The sequence below is a fragment of the Glycomyces harbinensis genome (genome assembly GCF_900101745.1).
In the GTDB taxonomy this organism is placed as follows: domain Bacteria; phylum Actinomycetota; class Actinomycetes; order Mycobacteriales; family Micromonosporaceae; genus Glycomyces; species Glycomyces harbinensis.
On the sequence record NZ_FNAD01000004.1, the window covers coordinates 307,109 to 326,085 of the forward strand.

General features: G+C 70.9%; 24 protein-coding genes. 7 read left to right on the forward strand and 17 right to left on the reverse strand.

Going from position 1 to position 18,977, the window contains the following annotated elements:
• Window positions 1–6: 6 nt before the first annotated feature.
• Genes BLQ63_RS09610 through BLQ63_RS09625 form a run of 4 tightly spaced genes read left to right on the forward strand, consistent with a single transcriptional unit; the run spans window position 7 to window position 4,143 of the window.
• The gene (locus BLQ63_RS09610) at window positions 7–1,014 is read left to right on the forward strand and encodes an ABC transporter permease (RefSeq protein ID WP_091032474.1); all 1,008 of its coding nucleotides are present in this window, start codon (window positions 7–9) and stop codon (window positions 1,012–1,014) included.
• The gene (locus BLQ63_RS09615) at window positions 1,011–1,973 is read left to right on the forward strand and encodes an ABC transporter permease (RefSeq protein ID WP_245680920.1); all 963 of its coding nucleotides are present in this window, start codon (window positions 1,011–1,013) and stop codon (window positions 1,971–1,973) included. The genes BLQ63_RS09610 and BLQ63_RS09615 overlap by 4 nt, the downstream gene beginning before the upstream one ends.
• Window positions 1,973–3,049, forward strand: a complete 1,077-nt coding sequence (locus BLQ63_RS09620; protein ID WP_091032477.1) for an ABC transporter ATP-binding protein — start codon at window positions 1,973–1,975, stop codon at window positions 3,047–3,049. The genes BLQ63_RS09615 and BLQ63_RS09620 overlap by 1 nt, the downstream gene beginning before the upstream one ends.
• Window positions 3,046–4,143, forward strand: coding sequence for an ABC transporter ATP-binding protein (locus BLQ63_RS09625; protein ID WP_091032480.1), 1,098 nt, complete (start codon window positions 3,046–3,048; stop codon window positions 4,141–4,143). Before BLQ63_RS09620 ends, BLQ63_RS09625 begins: the two co-directional genes overlap by 4 nt.
• A 61-nt stretch (window positions 4,144–4,204) precedes the next feature.
• On the opposite strand, the gene BLQ63_RS09630 is transcribed toward BLQ63_RS09625, so the two are convergent.
• The 8 genes from BLQ63_RS09630 to BLQ63_RS09665 all read right to left on the reverse strand — a co-directional run bounded on the left by BLQ63_RS09630 (window position 4,205) and on the right by BLQ63_RS09665 (window position 7,781).
• On the reverse strand, window positions 4,205–4,657 hold the full coding sequence (locus tag BLQ63_RS09630; protein ID WP_143014829.1) for a hypothetical protein: 453 nt from the start codon (window positions 4,655–4,657) through the stop codon (window positions 4,205–4,207).
• A complete protein-coding gene (locus BLQ63_RS09635) occupies window positions 4,654–5,184 on the reverse strand; it encodes an EndoU domain-containing protein (RefSeq protein ID WP_091032487.1) in 531 nt (176 codons plus the stop codon). Before BLQ63_RS09635 ends, BLQ63_RS09630 begins: the two co-directional genes overlap by 4 nt.
• Window positions 5,184–5,678, reverse strand: coding sequence for a WXG100-like domain-containing protein (locus BLQ63_RS09640; RefSeq protein WP_091032491.1), 495 nt, complete (start codon window positions 5,676–5,678; stop codon window positions 5,184–5,186). Before BLQ63_RS09640 ends, BLQ63_RS09635 begins: the two co-directional genes overlap by 1 nt.
• Window position 5,679: 1 nt before the next feature.
• A complete protein-coding gene (locus tag BLQ63_RS09645) occupies window positions 5,680–6,003 on the reverse strand; it encodes a hypothetical protein (RefSeq protein WP_091032495.1) in 324 nt (107 codons plus the stop codon).
• A complete protein-coding gene (locus BLQ63_RS09650; protein ID WP_091032499.1) occupies window positions 6,000–6,392 on the reverse strand; it encodes a hypothetical protein in 393 nt (130 codons plus the stop codon). Before BLQ63_RS09650 ends, BLQ63_RS09645 begins: the two co-directional genes overlap by 4 nt.
• Window positions 6,393–6,523: 131 nt before the next feature.
• Complete coding sequence (locus BLQ63_RS09655; protein ID WP_091032504.1) at window positions 6,524–7,018, reverse strand: WXG100-like domain-containing protein; 495 nt, start codon at window positions 7,016–7,018, stop codon at window positions 6,524–6,526.
• Window positions 7,018–7,350: a hypothetical protein gene (locus BLQ63_RS09660; RefSeq protein WP_091032508.1), complete on the reverse strand. Its 333-nt coding sequence runs from the start codon at window positions 7,348–7,350 to the stop codon at window positions 7,018–7,020. Before BLQ63_RS09660 ends, BLQ63_RS09655 begins: the two co-directional genes overlap by 1 nt.
• On the reverse strand, window positions 7,350–7,781 hold the full coding sequence (locus BLQ63_RS09665) for a YbaB/EbfC family nucleoid-associated protein (protein WP_091032512.1): 432 nt from the start codon (window positions 7,779–7,781) through the stop codon (window positions 7,350–7,352). Before BLQ63_RS09665 ends, BLQ63_RS09660 begins: the two co-directional genes overlap by 1 nt.
• A gap of 140 nt (window positions 7,782–7,921) precedes the next feature.
• Here BLQ63_RS09665 and BLQ63_RS09670 point away from each other — a divergent pair, with 140 nt between their 5' ends.
• On the forward strand, window positions 7,922–8,467 hold the full coding sequence (locus tag BLQ63_RS09670; protein ID WP_091032516.1) for a hypothetical protein: 546 nt from the start codon (window positions 7,922–7,924) through the stop codon (window positions 8,465–8,467).
• A 22-nt stretch (window positions 8,468–8,489) separates the two neighbouring features.
• On the opposite strand, the gene BLQ63_RS09675 is transcribed toward BLQ63_RS09670, so the two are convergent.
• On the reverse strand, window positions 8,490–9,725 hold the full coding sequence (locus BLQ63_RS09675; RefSeq protein ID WP_091032520.1) for a metal-dependent hydrolase family protein: 1,236 nt from the start codon (window positions 9,723–9,725) through the stop codon (window positions 8,490–8,492).
• A 199-nt stretch (window positions 9,726–9,924) separates the two neighbouring features.
• Between BLQ63_RS09675 and BLQ63_RS09680 the strand changes: the two genes are divergently transcribed.
• Window positions 9,925–10,410 carry a cupin domain-containing protein gene (locus BLQ63_RS09680; RefSeq protein WP_091032523.1) on the forward strand — a complete coding sequence of 162 codons (486 nt, stop codon included), beginning with the start codon at window positions 9,925–9,927 and terminating at the stop codon, window positions 10,408–10,410.
• Between the two features lie 3 nt (window positions 10,411–10,413).
• On the opposite strand, the gene BLQ63_RS28325 is transcribed toward BLQ63_RS09680, so the two are convergent.
• The 6 genes from BLQ63_RS28325 to BLQ63_RS09710 form a co-directional block, all read right to left on the reverse strand.
• Complete coding sequence (locus tag BLQ63_RS28325; protein WP_091032527.1) at window positions 10,414–11,148, reverse strand: helix-hairpin-helix domain-containing protein; 735 nt, start codon at window positions 11,146–11,148, stop codon at window positions 10,414–10,416.
• A 141-nt stretch (window positions 11,149–11,289) separates the two neighbouring features.
• Window positions 11,290–12,177, reverse strand: a complete 888-nt coding sequence (gene sucD / locus BLQ63_RS09690; RefSeq protein ID WP_091032530.1) for a succinate--CoA ligase subunit alpha — start codon at window positions 12,175–12,177, stop codon at window positions 11,290–11,292.
• A gap of 4 nt (window positions 12,178–12,181) precedes the next feature.
• Window positions 12,182–13,360, reverse strand: coding sequence for an ADP-forming succinate--CoA ligase subunit beta (gene sucC / locus BLQ63_RS09695; RefSeq protein ID WP_091032534.1), 1,179 nt, complete (start codon window positions 13,358–13,360; stop codon window positions 12,182–12,184).
• A 677-nt stretch (window positions 13,361–14,037) separates the two neighbouring features.
• Entirely contained in the window at window positions 14,038–14,469 is a 432-nt protein-coding gene (icmB, locus tag BLQ63_RS09700; protein ID WP_091032537.1) for a coenzyme B12-dependent isobutyryl CoA mutase small subunit, read from the reverse strand.
• Between the two features lie 114 nt (window positions 14,470–14,583).
• Window positions 14,584–15,594: a hypothetical protein gene (locus tag BLQ63_RS09705; RefSeq protein ID WP_091032542.1), complete on the reverse strand. Its 1,011-nt coding sequence runs from the start codon at window positions 15,592–15,594 to the stop codon at window positions 14,584–14,586.
• Between the two features lie 165 nt (window positions 15,595–15,759).
• A complete protein-coding gene (locus tag BLQ63_RS09710; protein ID WP_091032545.1) occupies window positions 15,760–16,146 on the reverse strand; it encodes a MarR family winged helix-turn-helix transcriptional regulator in 387 nt (128 codons plus the stop codon).
• A gap of 86 nt (window positions 16,147–16,232) precedes the next feature.
• Here BLQ63_RS09710 and BLQ63_RS09715 point away from each other — a divergent pair, with 86 nt between their 5' ends.
• The gene (locus tag BLQ63_RS09715; protein WP_091032548.1) at window positions 16,233–17,684 is read left to right on the forward strand and encodes an MFS transporter; all 1,452 of its coding nucleotides are present in this window, start codon (window positions 16,233–16,235) and stop codon (window positions 17,682–17,684) included.
• A gap of 138 nt (window positions 17,685–17,822) precedes the next feature.
• Here BLQ63_RS09715 and BLQ63_RS09720 read toward each other — a convergent pair whose 3' ends face one another.
• Both BLQ63_RS09720 and BLQ63_RS09725 read right to left on the reverse strand, forming a co-directional pair.
• Window positions 17,823–18,590: an ABC transporter ATP-binding protein gene (locus BLQ63_RS09720; protein WP_091032550.1), complete on the reverse strand. Its 768-nt coding sequence runs from the start codon at window positions 18,588–18,590 to the stop codon at window positions 17,823–17,825.
• Entirely contained in the window at window positions 18,587–18,811 is a 225-nt protein-coding gene (locus BLQ63_RS09725; protein ID WP_091032553.1) for a hypothetical protein, read from the reverse strand. Before BLQ63_RS09725 ends, BLQ63_RS09720 begins: the two co-directional genes overlap by 4 nt.
• Window positions 18,812–18,977 lie beyond the last annotated feature (166 nt).

Below are 18,977 nucleotides of genomic sequence, written 5' to 3' on the forward strand. Positions count from 1 at the left end.
CGAAACATGCTGCGCTACACCGTTAAGCGCCTCCTGCAGTTGTCCGTGGCGCTCTTGGGACTCTCGCTGCTGCTGTTCGCGTGGTTCAAAGCCCTCCCGGGCGGACCCGAGAACCGGCTGCTCCCCGAGAACGCCACGGACCAACAGCGGGAGGCGCTGCGGGCCTCCCTGGGGCTCGACGACCCCGTGTGGGTCCAGTACGGCGAATTCCTGGGACGGATCGTCCGCCTCGACTTCGGATCCTCGTTGTCGAGCGGGCGACCCGTCGCCACCGAACTCGCCGACCGCCTGCCCGCGACGATCGAACTGTCGCTGGCGGCCATGCTCATCGCCGTGGGCGTGGGCATCCCGCTCGGGTACCTCGCGGCCAAGCGCCGCGGGACCTGGCTGGACTTCACCGCGGTGTCCGGCTCCCTGCTGGGCACGTGCATCCCGATCTTCTTCCTCGCGGCCATGCTGAAGGTGGTGTTCGCCCAGGAGCTGGGCCTGCTGCCCACCGCGTTCCGCCTCTCGGCCGGAGCCCAGTACACCGACGTGACCGGCCTGCGCGTCCTCGACGGGCTCATAACCGGCGAGTTCGACGTCGCCTGGGACGCACTGCTGCACCTGGTGCTGCCGGCGATCGCGCTCGCGTCGATCCCCCTCGCCGTCATCGTCCGCATCACGCGGGCGAGCGTGCTCGACGTGGTCGGCGAGGACTACGTGCGCACCGCCGACGCCAAGGGCCTCAAGCCCGCGACGATCCGCGGGCGCCACGTCATGCGCAACGCCATGCTGCCGATCGCGACGATCATCGGCCTGCTCCTGGGAAGCCTGTTCGCGGGGGCGGTCTTGACCGAGAGCGTGTTCGCCTTCGGCGGCATCGGATCGTTCGTGTACCAGGCGACGACCGAGCGCGACTACCCGGCGCTCATGGGCTTCATCCTCGTGATCGCCGTGTTCTACGTCGTCATCAACCTGATCGTGGACCTGTCCTACGGATTCCTCGACCCGAGAGTGCGGGTGCGGAAGTGACCATCGCGAAGATCGAGAAGCTCGACCGCCTCGTCGAGGCCACCGCGACCGCGCGCGACGCCCAGTCCGGTTCGCTGGTGCGTCAGTCGCTGCGGCGCCTGCGCCGCTCGCCGATGGCCGTGACCGGCGCGGTCATCGTGGGCCTGTTCGTCATCGTCGCGGTCCTCGGACCGCTGCTCGCGCCCTACGACCCGACGGCGCAGACCTGGGGCCGGGAGGTCTTCCTCAACCGGGCGATCTTCCCGGGCCCGCGCGCCGAGAACTGGTTCGGCCTGGACCACCTGGGCCGGGACATGTTCTCGCGCATGATCATCGGTGCGCGCCAGACGCTGCTCGTGGGCGTCGTCGCGACCCTGATCGGCCTCTTGGCCGGGGCCGTCATCGGCGGCGTGGCCGCCGCGGCGGGCACCTTCGGGGGCCGCTGGGGCGAACGCGTGGAGGCGGTCATCATGCGGACCGTCGACGTCGCGCTGGCGATCCCGATGCTGCTGCTGGCGTTGAGCGTCGCGGCTCTGCTGGGCCCGTCGCTGAGCACGGTGATGATCGCCGTGGGCGTCGCGCAGATCCCGATCTTCGCGCGGCTGCTGCGGGGATCGATGCTGGCGCAGGCGCATTCGGACTACGTGCTGTCGGCGATCGCCCTCGGCGTCCCCAAGGGGCGGATCGTGGTCTCGCACATCCTGCCGAACTCGCTGGGGCCGGTGATCGTGCAGGCGACGCTGGTGCTGGCGACGGCCATCATCGAGGCCGCCGCGCTGTCGTACCTGGGCCTGGGCAACCCCGACCCGGGCAGCGCCGAATGGGGCACCATGCTCGCGGACGCCCAGCGGTTCCTCTCGGGCGCACCGCAGCTGGCGATCTATCCGGCGGTCGCCATCATCGTCACGGCGCTGGGCTTCACCCTTCTGGGCGAGGCCATGCGCGAATCGCTCGACCCCAGGCTGAGGAGGCAGGAGTAGTGGCACTGCTCGAAGTAGAGGACCTGCGGGTCGCCTTCGGCGCGGCCACCGCCGTCGACGGCGTCTCCTTCACCGTGGACGAGGGCAAGGTCGTCGGCCTGGTCGGCGAGTCCGGCTGCGGCAAGTCGGTGACGAGCCTGGCGATCATGGGCCTGCTGCCGAAGGGCCGTCCCGGCAAGCGCCGCAAGGCCGAGCCGCTGCAGGTCGCCGCGGCCGAACCGGTCGGCGGCGCCCTCAAGGCCGCGGTGCCGCAGTCGGTGCCCGTGGCCGGGCGCGGCCGCAAGGACGGCGGCGCCGAGGTGAACGGCCGGGCCGCGTTCGACGGCGTCGACCTGCTCACGCTCGCACCGTCGGCCATGCGCCGCAAGCGCGGGCGCGACCTCGCGATGATCTTCCAGGACCCGCTCTCGAGCCTCAACCCGGTCGTGCCGATCGGGCGGCAGATCACCGAGGTCCTCGAGCGCCATCGCGGTCTCAAGGGCGACAAGGCCTCCAAGGAGGCCGCGAACCTGCTCGACCGGGTCGGCATCCCCGACCCGGCGCGGCGCTTGAAGGAGTACCCGCACCAGCTCTCGGGCGGCATGCGCCAGCGCGTGCTCATCGCGATCGCGGTGGCCTGCAAGCCGAGGCTCCTGATCGCCGACGAGCCGACGACGGCGCTCGACGTCACCATCCAGGCCCAGATCCTCGAACTGCTCAAGGACCTGGTCGACTCCGAGGGCACGGCGCTGCTCATGATCACCCACGACCTGGGCGTCGTGGCCGGCCTGTGCGACGAGGTGAACGTGCTCTACTCGGGGCGCGTGGTCGAGTCGGCGCCGGTCCGCGAGCTGTTCGCCCGGCCCACGCACCCCTACACGGTGGGGCTGCTCGGTTCGATTCCCCGGCTGGACTTGGGGATCCACGAGCCGCTGACGCCGATCCGCGGGTCGATCGCGGACGTGATCCGCTGGAAGGACGGCTGCGCGTTCGCGCCGCGGTGCGACCGCGTCGCGGAGCCGTGCGTCGCGGGCGAGCCCGCCCTCGTCGGGGCCGTGCACGCCCACCGCTGCGTCATGGCCGAGGAGATCGCATGAGCACCGAGCCCGTCGAGAACGCCGCGCCGCACGTCCCCGCCCAGCGCACGGAGGAGCCCGACTTGAGCGTGCAGGAGACCGACTCGCCCGAGGGCGCATCCGCCGCGCCGCAGGAGCGCGGCGCGCCGCTGCTGGAGGTGGAGGGGCTCGAGGTCCACTTCCCGATCCGGCGCGGCATCGTCGTCGAGCGCACGGTCGGCCACGTCCGCGCGGTCGACGGCGTCGGCCTGAAGGTCGACGCCGGGGGCACCTACGGCCTCGTCGGCGAGTCCGGTTGCGGCAAGACCACGTTCGGCCGGGCCGTGCTGCGCCTCGAGGAGCCCACCGCGGGCCGTGTCCGCCTCGGCGACGAGGACGTCACCGCTCTGAAGGGCGAACGCCTGCGGCGCTTCCGCTCCAAGATGCAGATGGTGTTCCAGGACCCGCTGGGCTCGCTCAACCCGAGGCACAATGTGGACATGCTCCTGGCGGAGCCGCTGAAGGTCCACGGGGTCGGCTCGAAGGCCGAGCGGCGCAAGCTCGCGGTCGAGACGCTCGACGCGGTGGGCCTGCCGAAGTCGGTGATGGAACGCTATCCGCACGAGTTCTCCGGCGGCCAGCGCCAGCGCCTGGGCATCGCGCGGGCGCTGATGCTGCGGCCCGACCTGATCGTCTGCGACGAGCCGGTGAGCGCCCTGGACGTGTCGATCCAGGCGCAGGTGATGAACCTGCTCGACGAGCTGCAGGGCGAGTTCGGGCTGACGTACCTGGTGATCGCCCACGACCTGGCGGTGGTGCGCCACCTGTCGGACCGCGTGGGGGTCATGTACCTGGGCAAGCTCGTGGAGGAGGCCGACTCCGAGTCGATCTACGAGCACCCGCGCCACCCTTACACGAAGGCGCTGCTTTCGGCGGTGCCGCAACCGGATCCGGAGATCGAGGCGAACCGGGAGCGGATCATCCTCAAGGGCGACCTGCCGTCCCCGGCGAACCCGCCGTCGGGCTGCCGCTTCCGGACCCGCTGCCCGTGGGCCGAGGACATCTGCGCCGAGGTCGAGCCGGAATGGCGCGAAGCGGCGAGCGGCCACAAGGTGGCCTGCCACTTCGACCTGTGACGCTCCGCTTGCACGCATCGGCCCGGCGCGGAACGCGCCGGGCCGATGCGTGCAAGCGGGTCTATTCGGGGCCGCGGGCGGGAATCCCCTCGATCGCGCCGCGGTAGGGGTGGCGCCGTCCGAAGGTCTCCTCCCACAGCAGCAGGTCGCCTTCGGCCGGAGCGAGGTCGGGACGGTAGACGCGGCTGGGCCGGGGCTCGCCGTTCGCCCGGCACACGACCGCCCAGAGCGCTTCGAGGGCGGACTTGAACTGCGCGAACGGGATGCTCTTGCTCCGCGACGGATCGAAGTGGTCCTCCAGGATCGCGTGGTCCGGGGTCAGTTCCACGGCGACCGACTCGCCGCCGACGACCTCCCGCCGCGACCGCCCCTGCTCGATCTGCGCGACGCAGTACAGGCCCACGAGGCACTTGTAGGGGTCGTCGCCGATGTCGAGCACCAGGAACGTGCCGAGGGTGTCGTCGTACTCCTCGGGGACCTCCAGGACCCCGTGGTCGTTGAAGCGCATGCTCATGGCCTTCCCGTCTGCTGGTTCCCCGAGGGGAAGCCGTGGCCGATGTTCCCGGTGGCCGGATCGTACCGGCCTTCGATCCAGACGCCGTCCGCGAAGCCCTTCCAGGTGCCTTTCGCGGCGTCTTTGGAGACACTGGTCCGGAAGGCCTCGCTGGTCGCGTCGTCGATGCGCTCGGCGCTCCAGTCGTTGGGGAAGAACGTGCTCTTTCCGTCGGTGGTGAGCTTCGGGACCCATGGCGGCGGGGGTTTCGGGTTCTTGATCTCGATCGTCGCGGAGTAGACGCCGTTGTCCCAGCGGTCGCCGACCGGGCCGATGCGGCGGCCGGGGTGGTCGACGCCTCCGGGCCGGTGGTGGTACCCGGTCGCGGTCAGGGCGTTGTCCTTCTTGCTGTAGGTGATGCCGCCGACCTGCTGGTGGCGCAGCCGCTCGGCCGACATGCGGGTGCCCCCGCCCGCGCGATTGCGTACGGCCGGGTGGTTGAGGTAGTTGATCGCCTGCTTGATGAGTCCTTTGTGCTTGCCCGCCATCAGCCCTCCAGGATCGCGGTGACGGCCTGCTCGATGGCGAGCCCGATGGCCTCTTTCGCGGCCTGCTTGACGGCGATGACCGCGACGCCCGCGAGGCCGCCGGACGCGATCGCCGCCGCTATCGCCGCGACGATGGCGAACGCGGTGGCGATGAGCTCGCCGATGATGTAGATCTTCAGGCCGATGACGATGAGCGCGCACGCCTGGAGCGCGGTGCCGGTGACGCCGGCGCCGGTCGCGCCGTCCTCCAGCGATTTCGGCGGGCTGTCCTCCTTCTGCCACCAGGTCTTGAACGCGTCGATGTCCGCGCCGGTGCTGTCGTCCCAGACCGCGGCCGCGGTGGCGTCCGCCTCGGTGCGGCGGGCGGCGATGTCGGTGCCGAGCGCCGTCCACGCCGCGCCGAGCGCCGCGATCTCGTCCTCGTCGGCCTTGGGGAATTCGAGACCCAGTTCGCTCATGAGGCCGGTCAGCCAGTCGGGGAGGGTGATCGCCATGTCAGCCGCCCGTCTCGTCCCGCAGCCGCCCGAAGTCGCGGGCGGCGCTGCCGTCCGCCTTGCGCCAGGTCTGGGCGAACTCCTCGAGGTCGCCGCCGGCCTCCTTGACGCCGAGCGCCGATTCGTAGAACACGTTGAGCGCCGTGTCGAGCACCTCGGCGTGCTGCTCCTGCATGATCCGCCCGATCTCGCCGTCGCCGAAGCAGCCCTCCAGTGCGGCCGCGGTGTCCCTGAGCAGGTCGACGGCGACATTGATCGCCTCGGCCGTCTCGGTGAGCTTCCGGCCCTGCGCTTCGACCTCGTCGGGGTTGTGCCGCACGGTCATCGCGCGTCCCCGGGGAGCCGGCGCGCCGCGTCGAGGAGTTCGGCGAAGGACCTGCGGCCCTGAGCGCTGATCGTGGCGAACTCCCGGGCCACCTCGGCCGGGTCGACCGGTACCGCCGCGGACATCGACTGGCGCAAGCGGTGCAGCGCCTCGTTCGCGGCGCGGCCGATCTCCTTTTCGATCTCGGCGGCGCCGCGCTGGAGGACGCGGGGTTCGCGGATCTCGACCTTGATGAAGCCCGGCGGGGCCGCGATGACGCGCAGGCCCCCGTCGCAGGCCTCCACCGCGACCGGCGGGACCTTCGCGCCCTGGTCAAGGCGCTCCGCCATCTCGGCCGCCCGGTCGACGACGGCGGCGAGATTCTCAAGGGACCGTTGCGGATCGGTCATGGGCGTCTCCCTGGGTCGGTGCCGCCCGTCTGGAGGGGGCGATCTCGATGGGAGCCACAGTGACCCAGCGCGCTCTGGATCCGCTCTGCATTCGTCCCGAGAGAGCACTGAGAGCGGAGGGTCCGCTGCCCCTACGCCTCGATGAGTTTGAAGATCGCCTCTTGGATGAGGTTGCTCACCACCGTCCGGGCGAGCTGCTGGAAGATCGGGACCTGCAGCAGTGAGGCGCCGAAGGTGACCGCGGCCTGCGCTATCGCGATGGCGATCTGCACGGCCAGGATGATCAGCTGGACGATCACCATGATCTTGAGGACCAGGACGATGACCGCGCAGATGATCAGGCCCACTCCGGCGATCATCGCGCCGATCGCGCCGTTGTCGAGGGTCTTCGCGGGCCCTTCCTCGCCCTCCCACCAGGTCTTGAACGCCTCGATGTCCTGGCCGATCTGGTCGGTCCACGCCTGGGCGGCGTTGCCGCCCGCCTCGCCGAGGATGTCGCCGAGCTCGTCGCCGAAGTCCATCCACGCCTGGCCGAAGTCCATCAGGTTGTCCTCATTGGACTGCGGCCAGTCGAAGCCGAGGATGCCGAGCAGGCTCGCGAGCTCCGAGGGGAGCATGATCGCCATCAGGAGCCCCCGTCCAGGTTCGAGGACAGCTGGATGAACGCCTGCGCGATCTCGTTGTCCGCGTCCAGGTGCTGGGCGGCGAAGTCGCGCACGTCCAGGCCGGCGTCGGCCATCGACTGCGCCGCCTCCTGGAAGCACTCCTTCGCCCACTCGAAGACCTCGGTGTGGGCCTGCTCGATGAGACCGCCGATCTCGTCGCCGCCGCACGCCGCCGTCACGCCCTCGATGCGGCCGGCGAACCGGTCCACGGCGGCGAAGAACCGCTCGGCGGTGCCCTCGATGCTCTGTCCCGCCCGGTCGAGGCCGTCGGGGTTGATCTGGAGCCCTGACATCAGCCCTGCACCCCTTTGCTCTCGGCGGCGGTGCGCACGATCTTCTCGTGCGAGTCGGCCAGGCGCGACATGAACGAGCTCAGCTGCTGCACCGACTGCTGCTGGATCTCCTCGACCTTCTCGGTGAGGGCGTCGAGGTCGACGGCGCCGGGAAGCCCGGCCTGCTCGCGGGCCTTGTCGAGGGCCGCGTTGACGCCGATGGTGATCTCCTCCGCGATCTCCGCGCCGCTGAGGCGCATCGCACGGGGGTCGACGACCGTGACGGTCACCTTGCCCGCCAGCGTCGCCGAGACCCGCACCATGCCTTCGGCCGCCTCGACCTCGACGGTGGCGGCGCCCGCCTCCTCTTGCGCCCGTTGGCCGTCCCTCGCGATCTGGAGGGCCTGCGCGAGTGCGCCGGTGATGCCGGACTGGTCGGAGGGTGAACTCATGTGGACTCCGCGGGTGTGTCGATTCTGGAGTACTGCTCAGGGTTCACCGACGATACAACGGCGCGCGAGCCATGCGGTACAGGGCGAGGGTCCACGGCGGCGCAGTGTGAACAGTAGTCGCCTCCTGGCACAATGACGGCATGGAGACCATCACCGCCCCGGACAAGATGAGCCGCAGCATGCGGCACAACGGCGTCATGATCTGCGCCTTCTTCGGCTTCGGCTGGTTCATGGGCGGGGCCGGCATCCTCGGCGACGGCCCGGGGCGCTGGATCGGCATCGCCGGGTCCGCCGCCGTGAGCATCGCCCTGGTCGTCGCGGCCTTCAAGGTCGAGTCGGCCCGCGAGCGGCCCCGCGAACTGCCGAAGCACTGGGGACGCAGCTACGGGATCTGGATCCTCTTCGAGGTCGTGCTCATCGCCGCCGCCGTATTCCTGTTCAACACCCTCGACCTCGTCGACTTCCTGCCCGGCACCATCGCGGTCATCGTCGGCGCGCACTTCCTCCCGCTGGCGCCGGCCTTCGACGAGCCCAAGTACCGGTGGACCGGGTACGCCATGATCGCCGCCGGCCTCGGGGGCGTCGCCGGCGGCTTCGGCGGGATCGAGATCGGCGGCGCCGTCGCCGGTTTCGGCAGCGCCCTCGTCCTGTGGGCCACCGGAGTCGCGGTCGTCAAGCGCGGCTGAGGGCCCGGCGCGGGGCGCCTCCTCACCGCTCGAGCCGGTCCACCTTCACCTTCCCGCCCTGCACGACCAGCTTCAGGCGCGCCTCGGGGTCGGTGAGCACGCCGAGGTCCTCGAGCGGGTCGCCGTCGACGACCAGCATGTCCGCCAGAGCGCCCGGGACGATCCGGCCGATCCGGCCCTCCTCGCCCAGCAGCTTCGCGGCGGTGACCGTGGCCGAGCGGATCACGTCGGCCGCGGGCAGGACCGCGCCGCGGATCCTGAACTCCTCCAACTGGTGGCGCCGCATCCCGCCGAGCAGGTCCGAGCCGTAGCAGAGGTTCACCCCGGCCCGATGCGCCAGCTCCAGGGCCCGCAGGCCCGCGTCGAGCACGAGGGTGTTCTTGCGCAGGCTCCCCTCGGGCAGCCCGTATGCGGCGCCCTCGACGGCCATCCGCCGGTACGTCACCAAGGTGGGCACCAGGAACGCGTCGTGCTCCAGGAACAGATCCACACTGGACTCGTCGAGCAGGTTGCCGTGCTCGATGGAGCGCACGCCCGCCGCGAGGCCCCGGTTGATCGCCCGCGCGGTGTAGGCGTGCCCGGCGACGTACCGGTTGACCGCCTCGGCCTCCTCTACGATCGCGCGGATCTCCTCGATCGAGAACTGTGTCGAGTCGACCCGGTCGGTCGGCGAGGCGACCCCGCCCGACAGCATGATCTTGACGTGGTGCGCGCCGGTGCGCAGCTGCTCGCGCGCGGCCTTGCGCACCCCGTCGACGCCGTCGCAGACCACCCCGATGTCGGGGCAGCACTGGTGCGGGTCGCGGATGCCGCGCCCCGGGGGACGCAGGTCGGCGTGGCCGCCGGTCTGCGAGAGCGCCTTGCCGCCGTAGTGGACCCGGGGCCCGTCGATGAGGCCCTCGGCGACCGCGTCGTGGATGCCGAAGTCGGCCCCGCCGGGATCGCGCACGGTGGTGAACCCGCGGTGGAGCATCTCGCGCAGCTCGATCGCGGCCTTGACGGCCACGTACGCGGGCGACTGGTCGGCCAGGACCCCCAGGTCCGCGGTGTGGGCGTTGACGTGCACGTGGCAGTCGATGAGGCCCGGCATGAGGGTCCGCCCGGCGAGGTCGACGACCCGCGCGCCGTCCGGCGCCTCGACGTCCGGACCGACGGCGGCGACCTCCTCGCCGCGCACCAGCACCCGCCGGCCCGGAGTCACCGTTCCCGCAACGGGATCGAGCAGCGAGGCCCGGTCGAACAGCACAGTCTCGGTCATCGTCGTCTCCTCCGTATCGCGCTTGCCGCGCGGCTAGTTCCGGTACCAATATGCCGGACGGCCCGGTAACGTCGGACGCGGGCCCGCCGCCGGCCAGCGGCGGCGCGGCCGGGATGCGGCGGACGCCGAGCGATGAGTTCGGGCGCCCCGGATCGTCTGCACCGGTGACACCCGCGGCGCACGAGAGAGAGTGAGCGACATGTCCTACCCCGAACCGAAGTACTTCGGCGACCACGGCGAGATGAGCGCACAGTTCCGGCCGGCCTCGCAAGCGGCCGACCTGTTCTACCCCAACGGCGGGACCGCCGGGTACCTCGCCACCGGCGCGACCACGAACGGCCAGTTCGGGCTCTACCAGTGGAACATGAGCGCGACCCCCTCCGGGCCCTCCCCGCACTTCCACCGCACCATCTCGGAGTCCTTCTACATCCTCTCGGGGACCATCAGGATCTACAACGGCGCCGAGTGGGTCGACCACGAGCCCGGCGACTTCGTCCACGTCCCCGAGGGCGGCGTCCACGGCTTCCGCAACGAATCGGGCGAGCCCGCCTCGATGCTGCTCATGTTCCACCCCGGCGCGCCGCGCGAGGACTACTTCGAGGGCCTGCTGACCCTCGGCGACATGTCCGACGAGGAGCGCAAGGCCTTCTTCGCGCTCCACGACAACTTCTGGATCGAGGAGTGACCCCTAGGGGATGAGCACCGCGTACTCGCGCAGGTGCCGCTCGAAGCCGGGGGCGACGTCGGCCTCGAGGATCACCTCGTCGAGGTTCTGGAACGGCCCCAAGGTCTCCACGCGCTCGCGGACCTGCCTGGCGGTCGACTCGTTGAAGCCCGGGAGGTCCCGCAGGACCTCGACGGGCGCGTGGTTGAGGTCGACCAGGCCGCCGTCGTCGAGGTGCCGGGCCAGGTCCGGGCGCCCCACCCCGTTGCGCTTCGCCAGCGACGGGTCGCCCTCGGCGAGCCTCCTGGCGTCCTCGCGCAGCCGCGAGGCCTGCTCGAGCTGCGGCGTGACCCAGTCGGCCGCCGCCCCGCGCGGGGCGGCCTTCGGCGCTTTGACCGGCGGCGTCGCCGTCCTCGGCGCCCAGACGTACTGAAGGATCGCGAACGCGTGCACGACCGCGCCGACCGTGCCGGCGACCATCGCCAGGAACGCGCTCCACAGCGCCCACTCCGGCGTCTCGCCGACGTCGAACGGGAGGATGAGCGCGAAGATCCCGAGCACGGCCGCGGTGTAGACGACCAGCGGCGTCACGGTCACCGGGGAGGGGCGCCGCCCGGCGGCGACGCCGAACGCCAGCGGCGCGCCCACGCCGGGGGCCAGGACCGGCAGCAGCGCCCAGAGGACCGCGGCCGCCCCGGGCCCGCGCTGCGGGCCCGGCAGCGGGTTCGGGCGTGAGTCGGCAGGCGGTGTCGAGGGCATGACCCGATCGTAACGACCCCGTGCGCGACCGGCCCGGACGAAGCGACCCGCACCGCGAAGGCCCGCCTCGTCGAAGCCGGCCCCGGACGACGGCGAAGGCCGGGCGGTCGAACCGCCCGGCCTTCGTGTCGCTATGCGTCGCTAGAGGTTCTCGACGACCTCGCGCATCAGCCGAGCGGTCTCGCTCGGGGTCTTCCCGACCTTGACGCCCGCGGCCTCGAGGGCCTCCTTCTTCGACTCGGCGGTGCCGGCCGAACCGGAGATGATGGCGCCGGCGTGGCCCATCGTCTTGCCCTCGGGGGCGGTGAAGCCGGCGATGTAGCCGACCACGGGCTTGGTCACGTGGTTCTTGATGTACTCGGCCGCGCGCTCTTCGGCGTCGCCGCCGATCTCGCCGATCATGACGATCGCCTTGGTCTCGGGGTCCGCTTCGAACGCCGCGAGGCAGTCGATGTGGGTGGTCCCGATGACCGGGTCGCCGCCGATGCCGACGGAGGTCGAGAAGCCGATGTCCCGCAGCTCGTACATGAGCTGGTAGGTCAGCGTGCCCGACTTGGAGACGAGGCCGATCGGTCCGGCGCCGGTGATGTCGGCGGGGGTGATGCCCGCGTTCGACTTGCCGGGGCTGGCGATGCCGGGGCAGTTCGGACCCACGATGCGGGTCTTGTTGCCCTTGGCCTCGGCGTAGTTCCAGAACGCGACCGAGTCGTGCACCGGGATGCCCTCGGTGATCACGATGACCAGCTCGATCTCGGCGTCGATCGCCTCGACCACGGCGGCCTTGGAGAACGCCGGGGGCACGAACACCACGGAGGCGTTCGCGCCGGTCTCGCCGATGGCCTCGGCCACGGAGGCGAACACCGGCAGGCTCACGCCGTCGACGTCGACCTTGGTGCCGGCCTTGCGCGGGTTCACGCCGCCGACGATCTCGGTGCCGGCCTTGAGCATGCGGCGGGTGTGCTTCATGCCCTCGGAGCCGGTCATGCCCTGGACGATGACCTTGCTGTTCTCGTTGAGGAAGATCGCCATCGGACTAGGCCTCCTGGTTCGCGAGCTCAGCGGCCTTGTCGGCTGCGGCGTCCATGGTCTCGACCACGGTGATGAGCGGGTGGTTGGCGTCGGCGAGGATCTGGCGACCCTCCTCGGCGTTGTTGCCGTCGATGCGGGCGACGAGCGGCTTGGTGACGTCCTCGCCGCGGTCGGCGAGGGTCTGGAGGGCGCCGAGGATGCCGCGGGCGACCTCGTCGCAGGCGGTGATGCCGCCGAAGATGTTCACGAACACGCTCTTGACCTGGGGGTCCGACAGGACCACTTCGAGGCCGTTCGCCATCACGGCGGCGGAGGCGCCGCCGCCGATGTCGAGGAAGTTCGCGGGCTTGACGCCGCCGTGGGCCTCGCCGGCGTAGGACACGACGTCCAGCGTGGACATGACCAGTCCCGCGCCGTTGCCGATGATGCCGACCGAGCCGTCGAGCTTGACGTAGTTCAGGCCGGAGTCCGTGGCGCGCTGCTCGAGCGGGTCGACCGCGGACTTGTCCTCGAACTCGGCGTGCTCGGGGTGGCGGAAGGCGGCGTTCTCGTCGAGGGTGACCTTCGCGTCGAGCGCGAGGACCCTGCCCTCGGGCGTGCGCACGAGCGGGTTGACCTCGACGAGGGTCGCGTCCTCGGCCACGAAGGCGTCCCAGAGCTTCACGAACACGTCGACGAGCTGGGTGCGCAGGTCCTCGGGGAACCCGGCCTCGTCGAAGATCTCGTTCGCGATGTCCGCGTTGACGCCGACGCCGGCGTCGATGGGGCGCTTGACGACCTTCTCGGGGTCGGTGTGCGCGACCTCTTCGATCTCCATGCCGCCGGCGACGGAGGCGATGCACAGGAAGGTGCGGTTCGCCCGGTCGAGCAGGTAGGAGTAGTAGTACTCCTTGTCGATGTCGGCGGTCACCGTGAGCATGATCTTCTCCACGGTGTGGCCCTTGATGTCCATGCCGAGGATGTTGGTCGCGTGCGTCTGGACCTCGGCGACGTCGTCGGCGAGTTTGACGCCGCCCGCCTTGCCTCGGCCGCCGACCTTCACCTGTGCCTTGACGACCACCCGCTCGCCGAGGCGCTCGGCGAGTGCCACGGCCTCCTGCGGGGTGGTGGCGACGCCGCCGTCCAGCACCGGCACGCTGTGCCGGGCGAACAGTGCGCGGCCCTGGTATTCGTACAGATCCACTGTAGAGTCCGCTCCACTAGCTAGTCTTCTGTGACCGGACGGCCTGGTCCCTCCCGCTCGCGGCCCGGCGCGGGCCGCGGGCTCGGCGAACCGGGTCCGGCGAGCGGGGAGCAGGTACAGGCGCCCGTTATCGCAGGGTAACCCCCGGCAGCGGGTCGAGGCGCCTGGCAGTGGGCCGGTGTGACGAGTCAGGCTGAAAAGCCGTTGACACGGTCCGGTACAGGAGGTTCACCGCTTCGAGGCGGGGTTGTGCGCGATGCGGAGGTCCTCGGCCGCGGCGGCGCGCGGGCTCGGGAGGCGCGGGTGATGGGGGCGAAGAGGCGGGGACCGGACGCACCCCTCAGGCGTCCGGTCCCCTTAGCGGGAATCAAGCCCACCCCTCAAAGGCTTGACTCCCTTAGGCACGATGCCCTATCGCCACCCCTCAATCGACAGGGCATCGGCAGTTTGTGGCATAGCTCTACATTGCGAGCTTTGCGATGTGCGATTCCCGCCGAAAGTGAACTTCCGGGGCCCTCGCGGTCTTGTTCTCTCGGCGGCCTTTCGGCCGCTGCCGATGCGTCTCGCGCGGTGCTTTCGTACTGCGTCCGACACTAATAAGAACGAGGGCCGCTGCGGCCGGTTACGGTCTCCCAGAAGTTTTTTTGGCCCGGGGCGAACGCCCAGGTGGGGCCGGATCAGACGGTCGCGGTGCGCCCCTGATCGGGTGAGGCCACATGCTCGCGGACCCATTCGGCGATGACCTGAGTCGAGGCGCCGGGGCCGAATATCGCGGCCACTCCGGCTTCGCGCAGTTGCGCGGCGTCGCCGTCGGGAATGATGCCGCCGCCGAAGACGACGATGTCGCGCGCGTCGGCCTCGTCGAGTAGCGCCAGCACTCGCGGGAAGAGCGTCATGTGGGCGCCGGAGAGAATGCTCAGTCCGATGGCGTCGGCGTCCTCGGCGAGCGCGGTCGCGACGACCTGCTCGGGGGAGTTGTGCAGACCGGTGTAGACGACCTCCATGCCCGCGTCGCGCAGCGCGCGCGCCACGACCTTCGCGCCGCGGTCGTGGCCGTCGAGCCCGACCTTCGCCACGACCACCCGGATCGGTGCGCTGCCTGCAGACATAGATGTACCTCCTCGTACGGAGGCCGCGGCACCCACGGCGCTCGTGGCGAACCGTGCGTACCGCGGCCGTTGCTTACGAGTGAGCTTAGTCGCGACCTGCTGGGTGCGGTAGGGCTAACCGCCGTAGGGGGGCTGGGGCGGCTGCTGGCCCTGCTGCGGGTAGCCGGGAGGCGGCGGCGGGTAGGCGCCGGGCTGCTGCGGCTGGGGCCCGGGCTGGCCGTAGCCGGGCGGCGGCTGCTGCCCGTACGGCTGCTGCGGCTGCCCGTACCCGGGCGGCGGGTAGCCGCCGGGGGCCTGCGGGCCCTTGATGAACGCCTTGACCTCGTCTTTGGTGAGGTACAGGAAGCTGGCGTAGCCGAGTGCGGCCCCGATGACGAGGTACATGAGCAGGCTGACGATGTTGAAGACGATCAGCGAGCCGAGGAGGCCGAGGATCGATCCGCCCGCGCCGATCATGATGAGGATGATGCCGGTCAGGCGCAGCCCGGGGGAGGTGATCTTCCCCTGCGGCAGCGCCCAGCCGTACCAGCCGAACGCGGCGGCGATGAGGATGCCGAAGATGGCGGGGCCGATCGCGAGCGGGCCGAGGATGGCGATGTTCGCGATGTTGCCGAGGACGCCGACGCCGGCGCAGATGAGGACGATGAGCCCGATGTGCTTGATGCCCACCGGGGCCGCGCCCTGCGGCACGCCCGGCTGGGCCTGCTGCTGGTAGCCGGGGGCCGGCGGGTAGCCGGGGGGCTGCTGCCCGGGCTGGCCGTACTGCTGCTGGCCCGTGGGCGGCTGCTGCGGCGGGGCGCCGAGCGGGTTCGGCGGCGGGGTCTGCTGTGACCCCGGCTGGAACCCGGTCTGGGAGGTGCCGGACTGCGGCATGACGGTGGTCTCGGCGAAGGTCGCGGCCTGCGGTTCGGCCGGGCCGGTCGGGTTGCCGAGCGGTGAGGGCGGGGGCGGGGGCAGCGAGGGCGCGGAGGGCGTGCCGCCCGCGGACCGCTGGATCTTCATGGTGCGGTCGAGTCCGGGCTCCTCGCCGGAGGCCGGAGCGGGTTCTGCGGCGCCGGCACCGGGCTTGAGCTTGAAGGTGCCGCCGTCTTCGTCGTCGGGTCGGTCGTTCTCAGGGGGAGTCATTACATCCACTCTCCAAGCCGGATCAGGTCGTGACTGTCTCGCCTTCACCATACCGACCTCGGCCGGGGCCCGGGGGAAGCCGTCCGGAAGCGCCCAAATGTCCTAGGGACGCAACGGGTCGGCACCGGTTGCGGCGGTGTTCCCGTTCACGCGCGGACGCCGCGGTCAGCCCAGGTGGTTGAGGAGCACGCCCCGGTGCGTCGGCTGGGCCGCCACGAAGCGCTCCTGCCCCGCGGGGGTGAGCATGAGGAAGTTCGCGCGCCGGTCGAAGTCGCAGGTCGCGCGGGCCACCAGGCCCGCCTTCTCCAGCCGGGTCACGGTCCGGGAGAGGGCGCTCTGGCTCAGGTACATCTCGGCCTCGAGCTCCTTCATCCTGGCCTTGCCCCCGGCCCCGCCGCAGCTCTTCGACAGTTTCGAGAGCACCTCGAACTCGCTGAGCCCCAAGTCGTGTCGGGCCTGGAGCTCGTTCTCGAGCTCGACCGATGTGGTGTGGTACACGCGCAGTGTTTCAGACCACTTGGCGCATACGTCGTTGTCCGATCCAGCCTCCATGACCAGGAGATTACCATGTCAAGACATTTAATGTCCATGCATTTGATGTGTTGACATCCAATGCACGTGCATGTAAGTTTCCCTCCATGACGATCACCGAACCGAAACCCCTGGCCAACACCGCTTCGAAGGACATCGATACACCGGCACACGCCCCGAGCCGGTGGGGACCAAAGCTCTGGGCCGTCCTGTTCGTCGCCGGCCTCGCGATGTTCCTCGACGCGCTCGACGTCTCCATGGTCGGCGTCGCGCTCCCGTCCATCGGCGCCGAACTCGGCCTCGAGACCGCCTCGCTCCAATGGATCGTCAACGGCTACATCCTCGGCTACGGCGGCCTGCTGCTGCTGGGCGGACGCATGGCCGACCTGCTCGGGCGCCGCCAGGTCTTCCTGACCGCGCTCGTGGTCTTCGGCGCGGCCTCCCTCATCGGCGGCCTGGTCGACAACGAGGCCCTGCTCATCGCCTCGCGCATCGTCAAGGGCGTCGCCGCCGCGTTCACCGCCCCGGCCGCGCTGTCGATCATCACCACCACCTTCAAGGAAGGCCACGACCGCAACAAGGCGCTGTCGATCTTCACCGTCTTCGGCGCGACCGGCTACGCCTCGGGCCTCATCGCCTCGGGCCTGCTGACCAGCATCGACTGGCGCCTGACGTTCTTCGCGCCGGTCGCGGTGGTCGCCGCGGTCATCGTCGCCGCCTTCTTCGTGGTGCCCAAGAACGCCGACCGCGAGAAGGGGCACATCGACTTCCTCGGCTCCGCCACGCTCACCGGCGGCATGCTCGCCGCGGTCTACACCATCGTCACGGTGCCCGAGACCGGCTTCACGCCGCTGGTCACCTCGACCGCGGTCGCCGCGGTCGTCCTCCTCGGCGCGTTCTTCGTGATCGAGAACAAGGTCGCCCACCCGCTGGTGCGCCTGAGCATCTTCAAGGTCAAGTCGATCGTGCGGGCCAACCTGGCCGCGCTGGCGATCTTCGGCTCCTACATCAGCTTCCAGACGATCGTGTCCCTGTACCTGCAGAACACGCTCCAGTGGGAGCCGATCCAGATGGCGCTGGCCCTGGCCCCCGCCGGGATCATCGTCGCGGTCCTGTCGCCGTTCGCCGGCAAGTTCATCGACCGCTACGGCACCAAGTCGATGATCATCGCCTCGCTGGCCGCGTTCGTCCTGGGCTACCTCTGGTTCATCGTGCGCGGCGGCAGCGCCCAGCCGAACTACTTCGCGGACTACCTGCCCGCGTTCCTGCTGCTGGGCCTCGGCTTCGCGATCGGCTTCTCGGCCGTCATGGTCCAGGCCACCGAGGGCATCTCGGACGACGAGCAGGGCCTGGCCTCCGGCCTGGTCCAGACCTCCGGCCAGATCGGCGGCGCGGTCGTCCTGGCGGTCGTCACCGGCCTGATCTCCGGCGGCGCCGCCACCAGCATCGCCCAGTACCGGCCCGGCCTCTACATGGTCACCGTGGTGGCCCTGGTCGGCCTGGCCGCCAGCGCGACCGCGCTGATCGGCCGGCGCGAGGCCGCGGTCGAAGCGGCCTAGGCGACACCCGCACGCGAGCGGCCGCCGTCTTCGGACGGCGGCCGCTCACCTGCGTTCGGTCGGCGAGCGCCGCGGCCGCGACGGGTCCGGCGAGGCGGCGACGGGCCATGCCGAGCCGACGCGCCCCGAGGCCCGAGGTCAGCGCCGCCCGAGCGCGGTGAGCCGCCGCGCGAGCTCGGCCGCGTCGGGATTCGGCAGATAGGAGTCGATGCGGCCGTCGGCGACGACGCACGCGGCGTGCGCCCGCGCCGCCGCGGCCGGGTCGTGCGTGACCATGACGACCGTCTGCTCCCACTCGTCGACCAGTTCGCGCAGCAGGTCGAGGACCCCGGCGGCGGTGTCGAGGTCGAGGGCGCCGGTCGGCTCGTCCGCGAAGACCACGTCCGGCCTGGCGGCGAGGGACCTGGCGATCGCGGCGCGCTGCTGCTGGCCGCCCGACAGCTCCGCGGGCCGGCGGTCGAGCAGGTCGGCGAGGCCGACGCGCTCGACCAGGTGCCGCAGCCACGTCCGGTCGGCGGCGGCGCCCGACTGGCGCAGCGGCAGCGTCAGGTTCTCCTCCACCGTGAGCGACGGCAGCAGGTTGTACGACTGGAAGACGAAGCCGATCCGGTTGCGGCGCAGCAGGGTCCGCTTCGTCTCGCCGAGGCCGGAGATCCGGTGGCCGCCGACGTGCACCTCGCCGCTGGTCGGGTCGTCCAGGCCCGCCGCGCAGTGCAGCAGCGTCGACTTCCCCGACCCCGAGGGGCCCATGACCGCGAGGAACGTGCCCCGCTGGACTTCGAGCGAGACGCGGTCGAGGACGGTGTGCGCGCCGTCGTACGTCTTCGTGACCTCCCGCATGAGCAGGGCCGGCGGCCGGGCCGAAGCGGAGCGCGGCGCCCCCAGCGGGGCGGTGAGCGTGGTCATCGGCGCTTCCCGGTGACGACGGCGCGGACGATGAGCACGACGGCGCAGACGACGGCGACCGCTCCGAAGGGGACGGCGAGGAGCCACAGCCCCGCCGTCTGGAGGCCGGTGTTCATGACGGCCCCGCCGAGCAGGCCGATCCACAGCGCGGCGCTGGTCAGCTTGTAGTGGCCGGTCGGTTGCGGCGGTGCGGGGGCGGTGGTGCGGTACTGGTCGTTCACGGTGTTCCCTCCGGTGGGATCGGATGAGGAGAACGCTATGGCGAATCGCGCTCGCGCCCAATGCAGTCACCTGCAGAATCCGAGGTGGGGCCAGCTGCATGCCCGGGGGTATAGGCAGCTGTAGCGACGATCCGCGCCGCCGCGGGTAGGTTTCAGGCGACCGCAC